Genomic DNA, 19,175 nt, shown 5'->3' with positions numbered 1-19,175 from the left:
AGCAACGCAATACCGATGCCGCCGCATACCACCATAAACACTTAAACCAACGCATAGTGAAAATGCCACGCGTTGCGAATCCCTCTTGAACAGTTTGTTATGCCAATTTTTCCCGCTGTTTATAAGCATCATTGATCATTAAAAATGTATGGTGCATCCGCAACTTCGATCGAGCATACAAATCCCGCACTTCAGCTAACGAGAAGAACTTTGCACAACCTATTTCATGGTTGAAATTAGGCAATATGACTTGGTCTTTAACTTCTGTGACCCAGACATGACGTAATACTAATTCACCATCATCAAAACGTCCTGCATAGGTATTTAAGTAGTTCTCTAAAGCAACTTCTAAACCCGTTTCTTCTGCAATTTCCCTGACCGCTGCCTCTTGAGGAAACTCTGTAGATTCAACACTACCTGACGGTATATGCCATAGACCTTTCTTTGAGCCGGTTAGCTCTTGAACCAATAACACTTCATTGCGTTGATTAAAAATCACAGCTCCGGCAGCTTTTGCCGTAACTTCTATGTGATGCTGAATCCCATATTGCATCTAATTCTATCCTCATCCATGAGAAGTAAAATAAAAGTGGCATAACGCCCTGTTAAGGGGTGAGCAACGCAATACCGAAGTCGCTGCATACCACCTTAAACACTTAAATCAACGCATAGTAAAAATGCCACGCGTTGCTAACCACTCCTGAACAGTTTGTTGCGTGAATTTTTAATCGTACTTCTTGCCGTTGTGCTTTAACCAACCATGCGGGTGTCGATTGTTTGGATCATGGTGTGTCCAGTGCATGACACCACCTTTATTACTCCATTCATACTCGCCGTAAAACTGCACACTATCGCCAACCTCTAGATCGGGAATTCTAGGGGCTAAGTCAATATTGTGCGCGACTAGTAAGGTTTGCTTGCTATGCAATTTCAATATAAATTTTTGATGCCTACTTCCGTCATTGTCGTCAGGTAGCAAACGAATTACTTTACCCGAGCCTTGAACTTGAATATCACTTTGATGATTTTCATATGCTTGTTTTAACTGATAATCATTGGCTTGGACGCTAACCGAAGCTAGGCACAAAGCTGCAATAAATATCGCAATTGGTCTCTTCATTTACTCAATTCCTCAAATTCAAGTAACACCCTGTTAAGGTGTGGACAACGCAATGCAGAAGCTATCGAACACCACCTCGAATACAAAGCGCAATGCATAGTTAAAATGCCACGTGTGACAAATCACCCTAAAACATTTGTTAGGTTAAGTTTTGACTTTTAAACCTCAAAGCTAACCTTTTTAGATAACGCCTGACTCCTTTCACTCTTGGCAAAGGTGGCAACTTAAACTGCTTTCTTGTGTTGTCATACAACAAGTCTGGTAACTCCATTTCGCAGTATTCAGCAAAGTACTCAAAGTATCTTCGGCTATAAGCCCCATCTTCAATATCTAGAGGCTCTTCTAACTTCAAGCGTTTATGCTTTACCCAACTTTCAAGTGAATACCAACACGATAAATAACTTGGGCCCCAAAGGTTTAAATAATGCTTCTTGGAAACTAGGTTTTGAGAAGCGTAGTAACCAATTCGTTGCAAACCAATGCTTACCTTATTTGCAGCTTTGAGCTCTTCATCATTCCAATTAGAAACATAATCTTCCGATAAATCTTGAACATTGATGCAATATGGTTCTCTCTTGTGGGCGTCAGTAACTATTTTAATAGACTCTTTGAGCTCATCCATTTCACCCATTGCCCAGTTCAATAAGTCTGCATCCCTTGAATGATTAGCCTGGTCTATAGATTGAGCCCCTTGCCTGAGACCAATCAAAAGAAGCACTGTTAGAATAACCATCAAGGTATCCATCATTCCAGAAACACCGCTCCAATCTACTTCATGGGTATCAATAGTGAACTTGGAATAAGCATAGTAAGCTACAAAGCCCAATATGATGGACAAAAGCACACCTAAGAGTGCAGTAAATAAATTTCTTAACATGTAACCTCCTTATTAACCTATACCGCATTAAGTAGTGCGCAACGCGGCCACGAAACCTAACCATACCACCTTAAATACACACCCCGGCGTATTGTGAAAATGTCGCTCATTGCGAGTCACTCTTAAACAGTTTATTAGTTTGATTACTGGCGACTTAGTAACAAGCTTGCTCCAGACATAGCCAAAAAAGTTGCACAACCTCTATTGAAGCGCTTTGCCATGTTCGGCTTCGTGAACCACTTCCTTAAATACAATCCAAATATGGCATAAATCGATATTGCCCCCATTTCTAAAATTAGGAACGTAGACCCTAAAGCGAAGAACTGCTCATTTACGCTAGACGAAACATCGACGAACTGCGGTAAAAAGGCGGTAAAGATTAAAATCGCCTTTGGATTACCAGCGGCTAGCAAAAATTCTTGTTTGGCTAAGCCTATCCGATTGCGTGTATTTTTTAGCTCTGAGACAGGGCTAGCTTCCGAATGCCAAAGATTAAATGCAATCCACAACAAATAAGCTGCACCCACAATTTTAATGGTTAGAAATAAAGTCTCAGAAGCATAGAGAACGACGGCTAAACCGGAAGCAGCCAAAGCGATCATTACAGCAAATGCAGCAATACGACCAAGTCCAGCAATGAAAGCGGATTTGAAACCGTAACAACGAGCGTTGTTCATGGATAATAGATTGTTTGGACCAGGTGTCATATTGAGCGCAAAGCATGCAGGTATAAAGAATAGTAACTTCCAGATTTCCACAATATTTCCTTCATAAGACTAACGACGCATTAAGGTGTGAGCAACACAATACCGATGCTACCGCATTACACATCAAACATGAAACGCAACACATAGCAAAATGCCAAGCATTGCGAATCATTCTTAAGCAGATTGTTATGTGTTTCTCTCAAACTCAACAATAAACGTCCATTCTTTATGGTTGTATATTATATCCATAGACTACGCCTAGCTCTTGTTCGGCTTCAACTCTAAAAGAGACAGCACTTTTTGACGTAATGGTTTAGTCTAACCCTCGAGTGTCAATGGAGGTGATTTCACCAAAATCAGGATGGATGATATTTCTGACAGTCCCTACCGCACTCTCAGCCTTAGCTTTATCGAACAAATCCGCATAAAACTTTGGAGGTTGAGTTTTTTTGAATAGGTAGAAAACGTATCTCTGACCAATTTCTATAGGCTGGTCAAGTTCGTACAAAAAAATTTTATTCTACATTCATCAAATTAAACATTTAAATATAGACGAGACATAACGCCCTGTTAAGTGATGAGCAACGAATACCAAAGCCACTACAAACCCGAGTAACGTTTTAATTTTCATATTCTCACTACTTTTCAATACTAAAAAGCCATAAATCTGTGATTAAAATCATAACCACTGTATCAAATCTTATACAACTAAACTCATCGTTTAGCTCGATCGATCAATGTCCATTGATATGAGAAACCACAAGGCCTGCTATACTGCTATAGTTCAAATAAGAACTTGGTAAGTGAATTTTAAACCCAATCTGCTTCTATGCCTTTTCTCTTAAAGTCATCTATTATCAATTCATTTTCACTATCTAGTAGAGTGATCTCTTTAAGATTCTTCATCATATCAGCATCTTCGGCTGACTTGATGCCAAAAATCTCATAATAGTCCTCTCCACCCCACCAAGGAATAATTTGAGAATATATTTCATCTCCACCATCCATTATTATCTCATCGATGTTTTCCAGTAAATGCTGGGGGATTTCAATATTTTTGAAAAACTCTATTGCTTCAGGAAACGGAGCGTACCCTTCCTCACTTTCAAACAACTCATGAACTTCGCTATCATCAAGATTGCGGCACTTTTTAATATGATTTTCAAGGTTAAAAATAGGGGTTAGCAGTTCATTGTCGTACATCAAATGGTTGATTACAGCTAATTTAAATCCGAAATCCTCAAACATAACTTTACTCATTATTAATACCTTTCATTTGTTGTGATTGTTTACCTTGGGGTTATCGCCTAAACATAACGCCTTGTTATATTGCTCTCTGTGTTACTTCTGCCAAGTATTATGCCCATCATTTTAATGCAACTCAATTAATATAACCTTGGCAAAATGAATTAGCGGATATTAAATTGAATGCCTATGGGATTTTTGCGTGCTTTATAAATGCCTAGTGCATTGTGGAGTTTTCCTGTTTTGAGTAGAACAAAAGCCATAAACAGAATGTTAATGGGTAAAAAGTCTAACTCATAAAGGGTAAAAAATAAGTTAGAACAACTCACCTGTTTTTCTATGGTCTACATCAATTTGACTCATCCAAATACAACTCAGATAAACCGCAGCTGCTTTCTCTCTGCCATACCCTAACTCAAGATAACTACCTTACATCGGGCTTTCCAAATACCGAAGTTCGTCATGTTTTCTAATACTTTTTTCATACCACCACCTCCCTGCATTGAAATGAAAATAGTCGCACAAAAAATCCACTTAAATGGTGCAGTATATGGATGCAGCTAGAGGTTTCTCTCTTATCGGTTTAGTCGTGACAATCACCATCTTGGCGATTGTTGGAACGGTTGCCGTTCCTCGCTTTCTCAGTATCCAAAAAGATGCTCGTATTGCGGTTCTTGTCGGTGCGCGTGATGCGTTGCGAACCGCCAATGACCAAGTCTATGCTAAAGCCGTTTTACAATCCCAAGAGCATGTTGATGGCGGAGCAACGGAAAATATTGATCTTGATAACGACGGTCGCAACGATGTGGTTGGATATTTCGGATTGATCAAGTTTGTACTTGCAGCAAAAGACCTAGCTGGCTTTGACCCGCAACTCACCATCAACCGATGGTACGGTAAAGACTCGCCAGACGAGCCCTACTTTTTGATCGGCTTCGCCAACAAGCCCGTAAGCCGACACAACCTTTGCTATGTCGAAGTGTACTACCCCACACAAGCGGGCGGTGCTCTTTCATACGATATAAAAACCGAAGACTGTTAATCTCAATCGTAGTAAATAGCTGGGTTTATCATCTAAAGGCAATCGGAAGCCCCCCACACTTTTATACCCAAGTAACCATGAGATGCTTGGGTATACTGTTTCTTTTTATTTCACGCATTAAACAAATATTTCACATTTATCCAAAACCCCCTCCATATTTAGCTATTGATCACATTTTTCTCCGTAACGTTTATGGCGATCCGATAGATTGTATTGTTTTATGATTTAGCGAAAGAATGTGCTTGTATTCATATTATTATCTCGAATAATGAATGATTAGATTTATAAAAAATTCAATAATTTAAAGCAGGAGGCGCGATGAAGATTTTTTGGCAGCTGCGTTGGTATTTCCAACTCAAATGGAAGCACTATGTAGGTTCAATCTTACTGTTTGCCGTCATTTCCGCTCTCCAGCTAATTCCACCCAAAGCGGTAGGTCTTATTGTCGATGGTGTTGTTCAACAGACGATGACAACGCAAACCCTTCTATTGTGGTTAGGTGGATTAATTGCGCTTTTCTTTGCGATTTATGCTTGTCGCATTTTATGGCGAATTTGGTTATTCGGAGCCAGTTGGGAGCTCGGTACCATTTTGCGTAATCGCTTATACCGCCACCTTTCAACTCAGCCTCCTCGATTCTTTGAGCGCTTCAAAACAGGCGACCTTATGGCTCGCGGAACTAACGACGTTCGTAACATCGTTATGACCGCTGGAGAAGGTGTGTTAACCGCAGCCGATTCGTTGATTACCGGGGTTGCAGTACTGATCATCATGGTGACGCAAATCAGCTGGAAACTCACCGTTATGGCTTTGCTACCTATGCCATTTCTTGCGGTGATGATCTTCTTTATTGTTCGCATCCTGCATAAGCGTTTTCGTATCGCTCAGGAAGCATTTTCCACCATGTCTGACATGACTCAAGAGTCTCTTAATGGCGTAAGGATGTTGCGAGCTTTTGGCTTGGAAGACCAAGAACAGAAACGTTTTGAAGATGTTGTTGATGATACAGGAAGTAAAAACATCGCCGTCGCACGTGCGGATGCTCGGTTCGACCCTGCAATCCAAATCACCATCGGCATGTCCTTTTTTCTTAGTGTGGCAGTTGGTGCATATTTGGTGGATAAAGGAGACATCACATTAGGTGATTTAACCGCGTTTACCATGTATCTCGGCCTTATGATTTGGCCAATGCTGGCATTTGCTTTCTTATTCAATATCTTGGAACGTGGCTCTGCGGCTTGGAATCGTCTAGAAGAAATTTTCAATGAGAAGCCAGAGATCACCAGTGGCGATAAGCCGCTTGGCGATAAACCTCTGCCGCTTAACATTGATATTGAATCTTTCCATTGGTCTGCAGAATTGCCACCAGCACTCACCAATGTGCACTGTGTTATTGAGCCAGGAACAATGCTGGGTATTGCGGGAGCCGTTGGTAGTGGCAAGTCAACGTTACTCACTTTGCTACTCAGACAACATGAGCTGAATGACGGAGCAATTAAGTTTGGCGACGTTTCAATCAAAGATGCTGTTCTTTCGGAATGGCGTAGTCGATTTGCCATCGTCAACCAAAGCCCGTTTCTCTTTTCGCAAACCATTTATGACAACATCGCATTAGGCAACCCAAAGGCTTCGAAAGAAGAGGTTTATCAAGCGGCAAAATACGCATGTATCCATGACGATATCGAGAAGTTTCCTGATGGCTACCAAACTGAAGTCGGTGAAAAAGGCATCACCTTGTCTGGTGGTCAAAAGCAACGTATTGCGATAGCTAGAGCAATGCTACTTAACGCGGATATTCTTGTTCTCGATGACGCTCTATCTGCGGTAGACGGTCGCACAGAGCATGAGATCCTGAAGAACCTTGAGCAACATTATCGAGATCAATCACTGATCGTAATTGCACATCGCTTAACAGCGTTGGAAGCCGCAAATGAAATTTTGGTGCTGAACCATGGGCACATCGCGGAAAGAGGTAGACATCAGGCTCTACTGGAACAACAAGGGTGGTATGCGGAAATGTACCAATACCAAAAACTAGAACAGGCAATGGAGGAGTAACCATGAAACAGAGTACATTCAAACGATTGTTGTCTTACCCTCTTCAGCAACCGAAACCTATGATTAAAGGCTTGTTGCTGCTGTTTATCGCTGCGTTAGCAAACGCAGGTGGCCCTTGGCTGATTCAATACTTTATCGATGAGCATATTACCAAAGGGGATTACACCAAAGATATTTTGATTACCTTAGCGGCTGGATATATCGGTCTGCAGGTTATTGCTGCAACCTTTGCTTACTTTCAATCTTTGCAGTTTAGTATTGTTGCAACCAATATCATCAAAACCATCCGTAAACAGACGTTTTCTGGCGTAATCAAGCAGCCTTTATCTGCGTTTGACTACACACCTGCAGGAAAGTTGGTCTCTCGTATTACCAACGATACTGAATCTCTGCAGCAGTTTTACGAGTTACTTATCGCAACGGTAGTCAAAAACGTTGTGATGATTTTAGTCATGCTTGGTGTGATGTTTTACATGAGTTGGAAGCTGACATTAGTCGTCCTGATTCTTCTTCCAATCGTGGTTGGCTTTATGTACCTGTTTAAAAAGCTGAGTACAGAGAATTACCGCAATATGCGTGATTTGCTAACCGACATTAACGCGAACTTAAGCGAGTCTATACAGGGCATGAGTGTCATCCAGCTTATGCAGCAGGAAGAACGGTTCAATAAGCAGTTCAACGAGTTGACGGCTAACCATCTCGTAGCATCAAAGAAAGTGATTCGACTCAATGGTTTCTTACTGCGCCCTCTCATGGACCTGCTAGCTGGTCTCGCATTGCTGTCACTGGTAGCTATTTTTGGCTTTAACGGTATCGAGATGATTGGTGTCGGTGTGCTTTACGCCTTCATAAGCTACTTAGGTAGAGTAACTGAACCTCTCATTGAAATGACTCAGCAACTTGCACTGCTTCAACAAGCATTAGTTTCGAGTGAGCGTGTTTTTGAGTTGATGGACGCACAAGAACAGAGCTACGGTGACGACCATAAACCGCTGCAAACGGGCGCGATTGAGTTAAGTAATCTCACTTTCAGCTACGATGGCAAGCAAGACGTCTTAAAGGACATCTCCCTACAAGCTGCGCATCAGGACTTTATTGCGCTGGTCGGTCATACAGGGAGCGGAAAAAGCACACTCGCTTCGCTACTGATGGGCTTCTATCCAACAAACAGTGGGGAACTGCTGATTGATGGTCGCCCATTGAAATCCCTAGGAAAAGGTGTACTTCGCAAAGACGTTGCTATGGTTCAGCAAGACCCACACATTCTGCCAGCGAGCGTACGAGAGAATATCTCATTGGGTAGAGCGGTAGAAGACGAATTGATTTGGGATGCGTTAGAAAAAGTGGGATTGTCGGAGCAAATTCGTCGTTACCCCAATGGTTTAGATACAACTCTTGGACAAGGTGAAACAAACCTATCAGCTGGTCAAAAGCAGCTTCTTGCATTAGCGCGTGTGTTAGTTGCGAAGCCTAAGGTACTCATCTTGGATGAAGCCACGGCGAACATTGACTCCGGTACTGAAGCTCTGATTCAAAAGAGCCTAGAAGTATTGCGTAAAGATATGACGCTGGTCGTTATCGCCCACCGTTTATCAACCATCTTAGATGCTGATCAAATCGTGGTATTGCATCATGGTGATTTAGTTGAGAAAGGTACCCACTCCGAACTGCTAAAACTTAAGGGACGTTACGCTCAAATGTACCAACTACAACAAGCAAATCGCCATATCCAGCAACTCGAAGGCGAGGAACAGTGGTTGGAGGAAGCGGTTTAAGCTCGTTCTTTTTAATTATCCTGAGCCTTGTGAACCTAACGTAAATTAGGCTAGCGAGGCTCAGTCATTTTCTTCATATTTTCAACAATTTTGATATTTCTTACCTATTATTGACATAACCCCTCGCTATTTTGAGCCCGCTCGTTGTAAAATCGCGCTAAATAACAAGTCAACCATTCATATACGGCTCGGAACTTCCACCCTAGCCGACGCTTTGGTTTGGCGATCTTAAATATTACTAAATAGAGTCATGACTACAGTCCATGGACCAAGATAAGTTTACTAATATCTATCGTTTGCCCGGGTCATTACAAATTCGTATTGCGAAGTGGCAAAAAACGTTTCGTGGCACCTCTGATCTTGTATTGCATCAGGTGTTGATGGAACGAAATAAGCAGTTTAAAAAACCAGACTTTTTACCCAAAGGCTGGTGTATAAAGCCTATCGATGAAAATGACATCACCATCACCCATCACGGTAAATATATTCAGACTGTGATGCGTACGATGCTAGATAGAAAAGTTTCCTATAAAAGACTTTTTTTATCGCGAATGGATGTAGAGAAAGGCGAGAAAGTTCTGCGCGAATATAAAGCGGAATGGGTAAGAAAACACAATCAGATCGCGAAGCGATACAACCAGATAAAGAAAAAGCAATATATGAACTTTGCTCGGGAAGAAGAAGAAACACTCTACCCTTCCATCCCTAAAGGCGAATTTGACAAAACGCTCTGGAACAAGCTGGTTGTGAGTAACTTTGGCCCAGAAAAGAAATACAAAAACCCTCATTACGTACGCAAAGCTAATTTCTAAAAAAATCCCCCGACTTTTCGGGGGATTTTTATTTTGTGCTAGCGCTTACCAATCGTAAGTTAAGCTTGCGATAACATTGCGGCGGTCACCATACCAGCAGAAACCATCACACGTTGCGACGTATTCTTTGTCTGCTAGGTTCTTGGCTGCAACTTGCAGTTTGTAATCACCAATACGGTAGCTCACAGTGGCATCCATCAAGAAATAACCCGGCACTTTAAGTGTCTCCGTGTTATCACCGTATGACTCACCCGTGTAACGCGCACCTAGCCCCACAGCTAAACCATCAAGCGTTCCTTCTAAGAAACGGTAATGTGCCCAAGCAGATGATACCGTGTTCGCAACTTGAGATGGTGAGTTCCCTACCCACGCTGCATTCACGTCTTCTTTGATTTCAGAGTCTACATACGCGATGTTGCCAAGCAAGGTTAGTGACGGCGTCACATTGGCAACCGCTTCAAGTTCGATACCTTTATTCTCCACTTTACCAATTTGAGTTAATTGATTTAGGTGGATTCGAGCTAGGTTCTCTTTTGTTGCCTGATAAGCGGCAACATTAAAGTAGCCATCAAAGGTACGTGGTTGGTATTTCACACCAACTTCAAATTGGTCTCCACTTTCAGGCTTAGCAGGCTTACCTGCACTGTCTTGCTGAATAATAGGATCAAAGTACTGCGAGTAGCTAAAGTATGGCGTGAAGCCAGTATCCGTGATGTAGGCAGTGCCTACGCTAAACGTCCACTCTTCATTATCCACTTTGGTTCGAGAGCCTGTCGTTACATTGTGAACTTCATTACTCGTATCATCATAACGCGCACCAAGAAGAACGGCCCACTTGTCATTGACCAAGATGTGGTCTTGTAGGTAGATGCCAAGCTGCTCGTTATCAACCTTTGTTCGCTGCTTGTCTGCGTCAGTCAATGGTTGAAGCGTTGTTGGATCTAGCAACCAAACATTGTTCGAGTAATTTGGGTTGAACACATCAAAACGTGGGTCTGGTAACATGCCAATTGGTGTATTCAAGATGGAATTACCATCCGCCACTAGTGGGTCGCTTGCAAAGTCTTTACCATCAATACTGACCATCTGGTAGTCAATACCAACCATGAGGTTGTGTTCAACACTGCCCCATTGCATGTTGTGCATCAGGCGGTTATCAATATTGAATGCATCAGAAGAGCCCTCTTCTGTACTGGCAGCACGTAGGATACTTTTACGTTCATTCAACGGGTCGAGCAATGGACCTAACCCCGGAACGTCAGCCGCATAAACGTACGAATACATTTGTTGTAGCTTTACATCCATTTGGCTGTAGCGAGTCGACTGCACAAAAGAAGTCGAGTCATTGAACATGTGCGAAAACTCGTAACCAACCGATACCTGCTCACGCTCAAACGTTTCCCAATCCGTGTTCCCGACCGCGAGACTATCGCTTATCTTACCGTTTTTGTTTGGCTTCAATGTTCCTTCAACAGGTAGGAACTGCAGATATGGGTCAGAATCATCTTTTTGGTAACTGGTTAGCAAAGTAATTTCTGACGCGTCAGTGAACTTGTACGTCAGTGACGGCGCAACGAGGAAACGCTCAGCTTCGACGCCATCAACACGTGTACCGTTCTTTCGTGCCAAACCTTGCACACGAACAGCAAGCTTCTCGTTTACTTCTGAGTTCACATCCAGAGAAATCTGTTTACGATCTTCAGAACCATACTCCAAAGACACCTGACCAGAGCCAGCATCAAACTGAGGACGTTTACTCACCAAGTTAATAACACCACCTGGTGGGTTTTGACCGTAAAGCACAGAGGCAGCACCACGTAGCACTTCCACTCGCTCTAATGCAAACGGGTCAATCTGCCAACTGTAAAATCCAGATGAGTACAGACGGGTTCCATCTTGATATAAGCCACTGTTCGCCTGCTTAAAGCCACGGATAATAAACCAGTCTTGTTTGTTGTCTTCACCAAAGTAATTGGTTTGAATGCTTGGCGTATATTGCAGAGCATCTGAAACACTGATTGATGCACGATCATCCATCTGTTCACGAGTCACAACAGAAACAGCGCGTGGCGTTTCGTTGATCGCTAAATCCATTTTTGTCGCAGTGCGACTTTTTGCGCCAAGATAACTAAAGTCAGGGCCAACAGCACTGTCTTCTTGTTGGCCAATTACGACGATGTTTTCATCTTCTTGAGCAAGCACTTGAGGGGTTGCTAGCACCATCGCAATAGCCACTGCTGCGGGTGTTAGCATAAACTGCCGATTCATCATTTTTCTCCTTTTTTGTCGGCAACCTTTCCAACCTTTATGCATTGAGCCAATAGACAAACTCAACAGGTTGGTTCCGGCATAACCACTGATTTTCCTTAAACGCAAAAACACCGAACGTGTTTTGCGAGCATCACAAACTGGGTGATGAGAGCGACCACCCAGCCATAGATTTTTTTATTGTTTTGGTATGTTATTTAGGAAACACACACCGTCGTTACAGGCGACGTAGTCCCCACATCAGATATAAACCGCCGATTAGAGACGCCATCAACCCTGCTGGGATCTCTTGCGGATAAAGCACCTGTCTGCCCAGCCAATCAGCCAATAACATCACACCAGCGCCAAGCAAGGCGGCACACAACATGTGTTGCGATGCTTTATTAAAGCCAAACAAACGTGCCAAATGTGGCGCAAGTAAACCGACGAAACTAATAGGACCGACAACCAGCGTCGCGCTGACAGTAAGACAAGCCACAAGCAATAATAAAATGGCACGAGAACGGTCAACTTTGATGCCGAGCGCTTTGGAAGAAGAAGCTCCAATCGGCAAAATATCTAACCAGCGAACACAGACAAAACTCAAACCAATAAACACAATGGCAGACAGTGCCAGCGGGAGCAGCGTGTCCATTGACACGTAATACGTCGAGCCAGATAACCAAGCCAACGCTTGATAACTGCGTGGGTCACCCGTTGCCAAAATAAAACTCTGAATGGCATTCATGAGTGCAGTAATGGCAATACCTGTCAGCAAGATTCGTTCTGGTTGGAAGCCAGATTTTCTGTTCAACAAGACAATGATTAGTACCGTCAGTAAAGCACCAATCAAGCCACCAATAGACAAAGTCACAACCGATGCACCGACGCCCGTAAACATAGCAATGATCAACCCCATTGCAGTTCCTGAGCTGATACCAATCACCTCAGGACTCGCCATCGGGTTGCCACTTAATCGCTGAATCATGGTTCCTGCAATCGCCAACATCGCCCCGGCCATCGCCGCAGCTAAAAGCCTAGGTGTGCGCCATTCCAAAAATAGCCATTCATGGGTAGAGAATAGCGATGTCCATCCTTGGTTCTGGACTGAAACTGTGCTGAAGAGCACGACTGCCGCCAAGATGATCAACAAGGTAAATGCGATGGCGTGTTTGTTGAGTTTGCTGACGCGCTCAGAATGACGAGTAAGCACGGTTTGCGTATGCCCTTGTGTCTTCTGTGATAATCGAGGTAGTAACCAAAGCAACAGTGGTGCGCCCAACGCCGCCGTCGCCGCGCCAGTCGGAATGAAACTCGCCATCAAACCTGGTAATTGTTGAATCACTAAATCGGTGAGGGTCAAAAGCATTGCACCAATCAACATTGAAACCCAAAGCTTGTGTTGAATCTTATGCACACCAATCAAGCGTGTGATTGCTGGCGCAGCAAGACCGATAAAGCCGATGATACCCACCGTCGCCACAACCCAAGAAGTCATAAGCACCGCTAAGCCAAGACAAACAAAACGTAGCTTCGCGAGCGATAGTCCTAAACTTTTTGCACCTTGCTCTGATAGCTCCAAAAGGCTCAAAGGTTTAGCAAACAAAAATGCCACTAGCGCAACAATGGCAACTCTTGGTGCAAGATAACTGAAATCATCCCAGCCACTCTGAACTAAGGAGCCAGCGCCCCAGATCATCAGCCCATTGAGCTTCTCCGTATTCATCATCAAAATGACCGTACTCAGAGAGGCAAAATACAAGTTGATCACCAAGCCAGAAACGACAACAACGGTCGGAGAAAGTGCACGGCGCCAAGACAGCAGCATCACTAACCCCATCGAGGTAACACCGCCGACCAAAGCAACTAAGTTGGCGGAAAAGTCTAGCATCCAAGGTGTGAATAGCGTGGCAAGCATGAGCGTAAAGTTCGCACCACTCGCAACCCCTAAAGTCGTAGGTGATGCCAACGAATTACGTAGAACCTGTTGCATCAATACGCCAGCCACTGCCAAGCCTGCTCCGGAGATCACCGTCGTAAACACGCGTGGCCACCAGCTAAAGTGAAGAAGCACAGAATTTATCGACTGGAAGTCAGGTTGCCAAAGGCTTGCGAAACCAATAGAAAAGGCGGTGGTTTGACTCAGATGTAGTGCACCAACCGACATCGTGAACAGGGAAAGTAAGATCACTAAAGATAAAGGAAAAGCTCTCATCAGAAGTGCCCCTTCTCTTTTGCCGCAGCGATTAAATGAGCAAAGCGAACCGCAGAGGGCATTGCACCAAAGCTCCAGACAGGCTCAACGCGCATAACCGGATGACCTGATTGTTCTACGATATATTGCCAAAATTGGTCCTGAGCCAACTGTTGTTCTCCACCATGAGGAAGCGGATCCACAATGACGATCTGCGCTTTTATTCCCGCGAGTTTGTCGATACCGACCATACTAAAGCCCCAGCTATTGGTTTCTTCCGTCCACGCATTAGTAAGGCCGAGCTTGTTTATCGCTTGGGAATACAAGCTGTTCTCGCCAAAGACACGCACGTGTTTAGTGTCCATAAATTGGACCATTAATAATGGGGCTGAATCTTGATCGACTTTTTGCTTGAGTGAGGCAAGCTGCGCTTCTGACTGTTCAATAAACGTTTCAGCTTCAATCTCTCGTCCCAGCTCTTTGCCGAAAGTACGTGTAAATTGAGTCAACACCGACCAATCAGTGATTCCCTGCCCGTATAGGTCTATCGTTGTAACAGGTGCAATTTCTGCTAATCGGTTTTCCATGGCAGAAAAGTAAGGGGCGATAAAAATACGATCAGGGTTGAGCTCGTAGATACGTTCGATGTTTGGTTGCGTTCTTAAACCGACATCTTTCGTTTGTTTTGGCAACATTGGCGCTTTCACCCACGCATCATAATCTTGCCCTTGTGCAACCCCGACTGGAACAACGCCGAGAGCAAGCATGGTTTCGGTCTGTGTCCAATCTACCGACATCACTCGTTGTGATGACGGTTGTTCCATCGCATGAGCAAATAAGGGAGAAGCAAGGCTCGTCACCAAAATGGCTCGCTTCAGCCAAGTAATTAGTGGTTTACAATCCATTGTTGACCCCACTTAACTTGGCATCGCTACTGGATACCCAGCAGGATGGTCAGAAATACGCATTTCAATGCCATAGATTTGTTGTAACTTAGGCTCGGTAAATACGTGTTGAACTTCGCCTTGTGCTATCAAGTCACCTTGGTGCAATGCGACAATCTCATCACAAAAGCGCGCAGCTAAGTTAATGTCATGCAGTACGATAATGACCCCCAAGCCAAGCTCTTTACTGAGTTTAGAGATCAAAGAAAGCATATCGACCTGATGACTAATATCGAGCGCAGACAACGGCTCATCGAGCAACAGATATTCGGTTTTCTGTGCGAGTAGCATCGCTAGCCACACGCGTTGACGCTCACCACCAGAAAGCGTGTCAACAAGGCGATCGGCATATTTGGTTGTTCCTGTCATTTCCATCGCCTCTTCCACGATGGTTTTATCTTTCGCACTTAACCTGCCAAGCAAACCATGCCAAGGGTAACGACCAAAGCTCACTAAATCTCGGCCTAAGATGCTGTCGGTCATCGGTAAATGTTGAGGGAGATAAGCGATGTGCTGAGCAAATTTCTTTGCCGATAAACGGTTGATGTTGTCACCATGCAGCAAGATATCGCCTTCACTGTATGGTTGCTGCTGAGCGAGCAGCTTAAGAAGTGTGGATTTGCCAGAACCATTGTGTCCGACAAGCGCGTACGTTTTTCCAGTTTCAAACGTCAAATCAAATGCTTTCAACAGAGACTTACCGTCAATGTCGAATTGGAGTGCCTTGGCTTCTAACATCCCTACTTCACCTAATCCTATTTACGTCTCGGGGCTGGTGAAACTTCGCTTTGCCGTCTACCTTCCCGTTACGTTTTATAATTTTATTCAACAAAACGATTAATAAGCTTGGCTTTATATAACAGCGAAGATACAAATGCAAACCATTGTCATTATCATTAATAAATAATTTTATAAATCTTGCTGGAGACACATTCTCGTTAATGCAAGCACGTCAGAAGCAAGGGGATAAAGTGATTTCAAGCGAAACGAGATAGGGATTGGAAACGAGGACTATTGTTGGCGAGCATCGCCATTCACAATGCTCGCTCAAGGAATAAATTAAGCTGCGACGATAGGAAGAGTTGGATGAGAGCCGCAGCGTTGTTGAACCAGTTAATGACGGGCGTCAGCGCCAAACTCTACTTCTTTATAGATATCGGCCAGCGACTTCTTACCTTGTTTGTCTTTGGCTGAACGCTTTCTTGGTTGATAGTGATACTCTTGGTCATGCAAGGCTTCTTCATGCTCCTTTGCCGACTCTACGAATTCAGCATTCGCAAGTGCTTGTTGGCGTAAGCGGTTTACTCTTTCTAGGGTTTCCCACAACATACTTCACCTCCAAACTAGTTACTGTATACATATACAGTATTATTTATTCTGACCTCCTAGTCAATATTTTGATTCCCTTCACCGTTCGCTCCTCTACTCTCACATTAACCCCATACCAGCATAATGCTCTGGGTACTTATGAATGATTTGTTTTAGATAGCCTTGATGATCGCGCAAGGCATTCACGCACTCTCGGGATAACAAGCCTTGATAAACGCGTTTCTCAAGCTCTAACAAGGCATACGGAATTGACCACGCTTGACGATATGGATGATGGGTGGTCATGACATCAAACACATTGGCGACTGACGCGATTTGAGCGGCGATAGGAATACCTGAACGATCCAGACCGTACGGATAACCGGATCCATCAAGGTTTTCATATTGATAAGACGTAATTTGCTGGAATAAAGTGACACTCGGATGAACCGGATTACCAATTCTCGCCACAATGTTATCTGCTGATTCAACGCATTGTTCGATGTGCTCAGTTAACAACGCTTCTTGCTCTGCATTCACGCAGCGGCGGTTGCACACCACATCAGCAGGGAGCTTAATGTCACTCAAAGCATGATAACGAGTGAACATTCCGATTTGCTCGACAACTTCATCGCTAAACTGATATGAGTCGGCAAGCTCTGTCGCAATCAATTGGGCGTACATTCCAATACGCTTGGTGTGCGAGTAAACCTCAGGCGAGTAGCCCGGCATCAAGCACTGCATTCTTTCTGCCAATATTTCAATCGCATTGACAACATGATCTTCAGACTCAACCGCGAATTGCACCATTTCAAAGTAAGGTTTCAATCCATTCAACGCTTCTACACTGAACGCATTAGGCTGAATAGAATTAAGAAACACGAACCCAGTAAAGGTTTGCTGGTCGTAACAAGGGATAGCAACAGACGAGTGGTAACCTTCTTTTAATAAGGTTTGAATACGTGGACAGTGGTTGATGTCGTAGAGATCGTTAACAAGACGAGGGATGGCATTGTCAGCGGCAATGCTCAGATTGTGCAGTTTTCGAAGTGGCGCTTCGTGATGAGCCAAACACCAAGTGTCGAACTCACTTTCGGCAAAAGATTTAAGCATGCCTTGTTTAGGGTGATACTTCGCAAAAGACACCCTATCGACACATGGTAAATGTGCCTGCATCCTATTCTTCAAAGTTTGCATTTGCTCATTGAGCGGCTTTGCAAACGGGTAAAAACTCCGGTGCGCCATACTTCACCTCCACACCAAGTAGAGAAACCAGAAGAAAAGGCTCATGAAAGTCAGCGTATTTGATGTGATTAGAGCGGCTTTTCTCCACCTAAATTATCGACATACCACAACTTAAGTGTACGAAATAAAAACAGTTTTTCGCCAATATTTTCACCGAATATTCTACGGTAATTTAATCCAGATCAAAAAAACCAGCGCACTTTCGCACACTGGTTTTTCAATACATGATGAGTTGTTCGTTATCTATCAGCTTGGTGATTAACCCAATGCAGGAAGTACACCCAAAGTAATAAGTAGCTGCGCCATCACGATGCCCGTGCCGGCAATGCCCGTTACTAATAGAGCCCCTTGTCCACCCGCAACGCGGTATTCACCAGTAAACTCATCAGAGCGACGCACCTTCACCACCATCACTAGCGGTAGGAAAATAGCAAGAATAGCCAAAGCAATCGCTGCGTAACCCAGAGCCATGATGAAGCCTTGTGGGTAGAACAATGCAAAACCTAGTGGCGGTGTAAAAGTCACCACTGCGGCGATTAAACGATTTGGCTTTTCACTGTCACCTTTGATTGTGTCGCCCAAGAACTCAAACAGACCCAAACTCACACCTAGGAAAGACGTCAGAAGCGCAAGGTCAGCAAATACGCCTACCACACTACCAAGATTTGACTGGTGAACAGTTTGAGACAATTGACCAATCAGCGCGCTCAAACCGCCGTTTTCAATCAAGGTGTCTTGGCTTACAACACCCAGGGTTACGATTTGCCAGAAAATATAGATCACGAGTGGAATCGTCGAACCAACGATAATCGCTTTACGTAGAGACGAAGTGTCGCCATCTAGGTAGTTAACAATCGCAGGGATGCTGCCGTGGAAACCAAAAGAGGTAAAGATGACTGGAATCGCTGCAACGACAAGACCTTGCTCAATTGGCATGCTCAGTAAGTAAGATTCGGTCACGTTTGGCGCTAGGAATGACAATACTGCAATCATGGTCACCATCTTTAGACCAAACAGCACTCGGTTTACCTTGTCTACCGTTCCAGTACCAACCGTCACAACCATTGTTACGATAAGCGTGAAGATGATGGTAGAAGTTGAGCCAGAAATATCAAGACCAAACCATTCTGTTAGACGGTCACCAAACTGAGCACCGCCACCAGCGATGTAGGCAGCACACAATGAGTAGAACAAGAACAGCATAGCAAAGCTCGCAACCCACTTGCCTTTCTGACCAAGGATTTGTTTCGCCAGAGTATGAAGGGTTGCACTGCTGTCCGCATATTGGTGAAGCTCCAGCATCAACAGCGCCGTAAACGCCATTAATGCCCACAACCCCAACATGATAATTAAAGAGGTAGAAAAACCAATGCCTGCAGAGGCAAGAGGAAGTGCCAGCATACCAGCACCAATCGTAGTCCCTGCGATAATCAGGGTGCTACCAAACACTTTAGATCGACTCATTGTATATTTATCTTTACAGCTTAATAAGATTAGTCAGCATCAGATCGGGCAACGGCACGCCAAAACTAACACCATATTTGGAATGATGACGATTCTGTAGGATCTTTCTAATAAGATCAAGCAAAGTGTAAGGATAA

The 19,175-nt window shown here is 43.9% G+C and carries 16 protein-coding genes; 4 read left to right on the top strand and 12 right to left on the bottom strand.

Annotation, left to right across the window (positions count from 1 at the left end; genetic code table 11):
* Positions 1-97 precede the first annotated feature (97 nt).
* The 5 genes from KIV41_RS15560 to KIV41_RS15525 form a co-directional block, all read right to left on the bottom strand.
* Positions 98-553, bottom strand: a complete 456-nt coding sequence (locus KIV41_RS15560) for an NUDIX domain-containing protein (protein WP_045417241.1) — start codon at positions 551-553, stop codon at positions 98-100.
* Positions 554-724: 171 nt separating this feature from the next.
* Complete coding sequence (locus KIV41_RS15550; RefSeq protein ID WP_045387639.1) at positions 725-1,120, bottom strand: DUF3465 domain-containing protein; 396 nt, start codon at positions 1,118-1,120, stop codon at positions 725-727.
* A 139-nt stretch (positions 1,121-1,259) separates the two neighbouring features.
* A complete protein-coding gene (locus KIV41_RS15540) occupies positions 1,260-1,997 on the bottom strand; it encodes a hypothetical protein (protein WP_252041951.1) in 738 nt (245 codons plus the stop codon).
* Between the two features lie 143 nt (positions 1,998-2,140).
* On the bottom strand, positions 2,141-2,755 hold the full coding sequence (locus KIV41_RS15530) for a LysE family translocator (RefSeq protein WP_045387642.1): 615 nt from the start codon (positions 2,753-2,755) through the stop codon (positions 2,141-2,143).
* Between the two features lie 759 nt (positions 2,756-3,514).
* The gene (locus KIV41_RS15525) at positions 3,515-3,964 is read right to left on the bottom strand and encodes a hypothetical protein (RefSeq protein ID WP_171356901.1); all 450 of its coding nucleotides are present in this window, start codon (positions 3,962-3,964) and stop codon (positions 3,515-3,517) included.
* A 535-nt stretch (positions 3,965-4,499) separates the two neighbouring features.
* Between KIV41_RS15525 and KIV41_RS15520 the strand changes: the two genes are divergently transcribed.
* The 4 genes from KIV41_RS15520 (at position 4,500) to KIV41_RS15505 (ending at position 9,636) form a co-directional block, all read left to right on the top strand.
* Positions 4,500-4,991 carry a type II secretion system protein gene (locus tag KIV41_RS15520; protein WP_171356900.1) on the top strand — a complete coding sequence of 164 codons (492 nt, stop codon included), beginning with the start codon at positions 4,500-4,502 and terminating at the stop codon, positions 4,989-4,991.
* Between the two features lie 318 nt (positions 4,992-5,309).
* Positions 5,310-7,049 (top strand): ABC transporter transmembrane domain-containing protein, encoded by a 1,740-nt coding sequence (locus KIV41_RS15515; RefSeq protein ID WP_252041949.1) that lies wholly within the window; start codon positions 5,310-5,312, stop codon positions 7,047-7,049.
* Positions 7,050-7,051: 2 nt separating this feature from the next.
* On the top strand, positions 7,052-8,824 hold the full coding sequence (locus KIV41_RS15510) for an ABC transporter transmembrane domain-containing protein (protein WP_252041948.1): 1,773 nt from the start codon (positions 7,052-7,054) through the stop codon (positions 8,822-8,824).
* 263 nt (positions 8,825-9,087) lie between these two features.
* Positions 9,088-9,636 (top strand): hypothetical protein, encoded by a 549-nt coding sequence (locus KIV41_RS15505; RefSeq protein ID WP_285336964.1) that lies wholly within the window; start codon positions 9,088-9,090, stop codon positions 9,634-9,636.
* Between the two features lie 45 nt (positions 9,637-9,681).
* Here the strand turns inward: KIV41_RS15505 and KIV41_RS15500 are convergent, their stop codons facing one another.
* The 7 genes from KIV41_RS15500 to KIV41_RS15470 form a co-directional block, all read right to left on the bottom strand.
* Entirely contained in the window at positions 9,682-11,904 is a 2,223-nt protein-coding gene (locus tag KIV41_RS15500) for a TonB-dependent siderophore receptor (protein WP_252042115.1), read from the bottom strand.
* A gap of 217 nt (positions 11,905-12,121) precedes the next feature.
* Positions 12,122-14,098, bottom strand: coding sequence for a Fe(3+)-hydroxamate ABC transporter permease FhuB (gene fhuB, locus KIV41_RS15495; RefSeq protein WP_285336963.1), 1,977 nt, complete (start codon positions 14,096-14,098; stop codon positions 12,122-12,124).
* A complete protein-coding gene (locus KIV41_RS15490) occupies positions 14,098-14,982 on the bottom strand; it encodes an ABC transporter substrate-binding protein (RefSeq protein WP_285336962.1) in 885 nt (294 codons plus the stop codon). The genes fhuB and KIV41_RS15490 overlap by 1 nt, the downstream gene beginning before the upstream one ends.
* A gap of 12 nt (positions 14,983-14,994) precedes the next feature.
* The gene (locus tag KIV41_RS15485; RefSeq protein WP_285336961.1) at positions 14,995-15,759 is read right to left on the bottom strand and encodes an ABC transporter ATP-binding protein; all 765 of its coding nucleotides are present in this window, start codon (positions 15,757-15,759) and stop codon (positions 14,995-14,997) included.
* Positions 15,760-16,134: 375 nt separating this feature from the next.
* A complete protein-coding gene (locus tag KIV41_RS15480) occupies positions 16,135-16,350 on the bottom strand; it encodes a hypothetical protein (protein ID WP_005433984.1) in 216 nt (71 codons plus the stop codon).
* 99 nt (positions 16,351-16,449) lie between these two features.
* Positions 16,450-17,574 carry an HD-GYP domain-containing protein gene (locus KIV41_RS15475; RefSeq protein WP_285336960.1) on the bottom strand — a complete coding sequence of 375 codons (1,125 nt, stop codon included), beginning with the start codon at positions 17,572-17,574 and terminating at the stop codon, positions 16,450-16,452.
* A gap of 258 nt (positions 17,575-17,832) precedes the next feature.
* On the bottom strand, positions 17,833-19,038 hold the full coding sequence (locus tag KIV41_RS15470) for an aromatic amino acid transport family protein (RefSeq protein WP_010447710.1): 1,206 nt from the start codon (positions 19,036-19,038) through the stop codon (positions 17,833-17,835).
* Positions 19,039-19,175 lie beyond the last annotated feature (137 nt).

Source organism: Vibrio sp. D401a (assembly GCF_030248515.1).
In the GTDB taxonomy this organism is placed as follows: domain Bacteria; phylum Pseudomonadota; class Gammaproteobacteria; order Enterobacterales; family Vibrionaceae; genus Vibrio; species Vibrio rotiferianus.
The sequence above is the reverse complement of the archived record's forward strand: the minus strand, read 5'-3'. Positions and strand labels throughout refer to the sequence as shown.

Coding starts and splice junctions, on each gene's coding strand:
- KIV41_RS15480 (WP_005433984.1), bottom strand. CDS start 16,350: ATGTTGTGGGAAACCCTAGAAAGAGTAAACCGCTTACGCCAACAAGCA.
- KIV41_RS15500 (WP_252042115.1), bottom strand. CDS start 11,904: ATGAATCGGCAGTTTATGCTAACACCCGCAGCAGTGGCTATTGCGATG.
- KIV41_RS15520 (WP_171356900.1), top strand. CDS start 4,500: ATGGATGCAGCTAGAGGTTTCTCTCTTATCGGTTTAGTCGTGACAATC.
- KIV41_RS15550 (WP_045387639.1), bottom strand. CDS start 1,120: ATGAAGAGACCAATTGCGATATTTATTGCAGCTTTGTGCCTAGCTTCG.
- KIV41_RS15540 (WP_252041951.1), bottom strand. CDS start 1,997: ATGTTAAGAAATTTATTTACTGCACTCTTAGGTGTGCTTTTGTCCATC.
- KIV41_RS15560 (WP_045417241.1), bottom strand. CDS start 553: ATGCAATATGGGATTCAGCATCACATAGAAGTTACGGCAAAAGCTGCC.
- fhuB (WP_285336963.1), bottom strand. CDS start 14,098: ATGAGAGCTTTTCCTTTATCTTTAGTGATCTTACTTTCCCTGTTCACG.
- KIV41_RS15485 (WP_285336961.1), bottom strand. CDS start 15,759: ATGTTAGAAGCCAAGGCACTCCAATTCGACATTGACGGTAAGTCTCTG.
- KIV41_RS15505 (WP_285336964.1), top strand. CDS start 9,088: ATGGACCAAGATAAGTTTACTAATATCTATCGTTTGCCCGGGTCATTA.
- KIV41_RS15525 (WP_171356901.1), bottom strand. CDS start 3,964: ATGAGTAAAGTTATGTTTGAGGATTTCGGATTTAAATTAGCTGTAATC.
- KIV41_RS15510 (WP_252041948.1), top strand. CDS start 7,052: ATGAAACAGAGTACATTCAAACGATTGTTGTCTTACCCTCTTCAGCAA.
- KIV41_RS15515 (WP_252041949.1), top strand. CDS start 5,310: ATGAAGATTTTTTGGCAGCTGCGTTGGTATTTCCAACTCAAATGGAAG.
- KIV41_RS15475 (WP_285336960.1), bottom strand. CDS start 17,574: ATGGCGCACCGGAGTTTTTACCCGTTTGCAAAGCCGCTCAATGAGCAA.
- KIV41_RS15490 (WP_285336962.1), bottom strand. CDS start 14,982: ATGGATTGTAAACCACTAATTACTTGGCTGAAGCGAGCCATTTTGGTG.
- KIV41_RS15470 (WP_010447710.1), bottom strand. CDS start 19,038: ATGAGTCGATCTAAAGTGTTTGGTAGCACCCTGATTATCGCAGGGACT.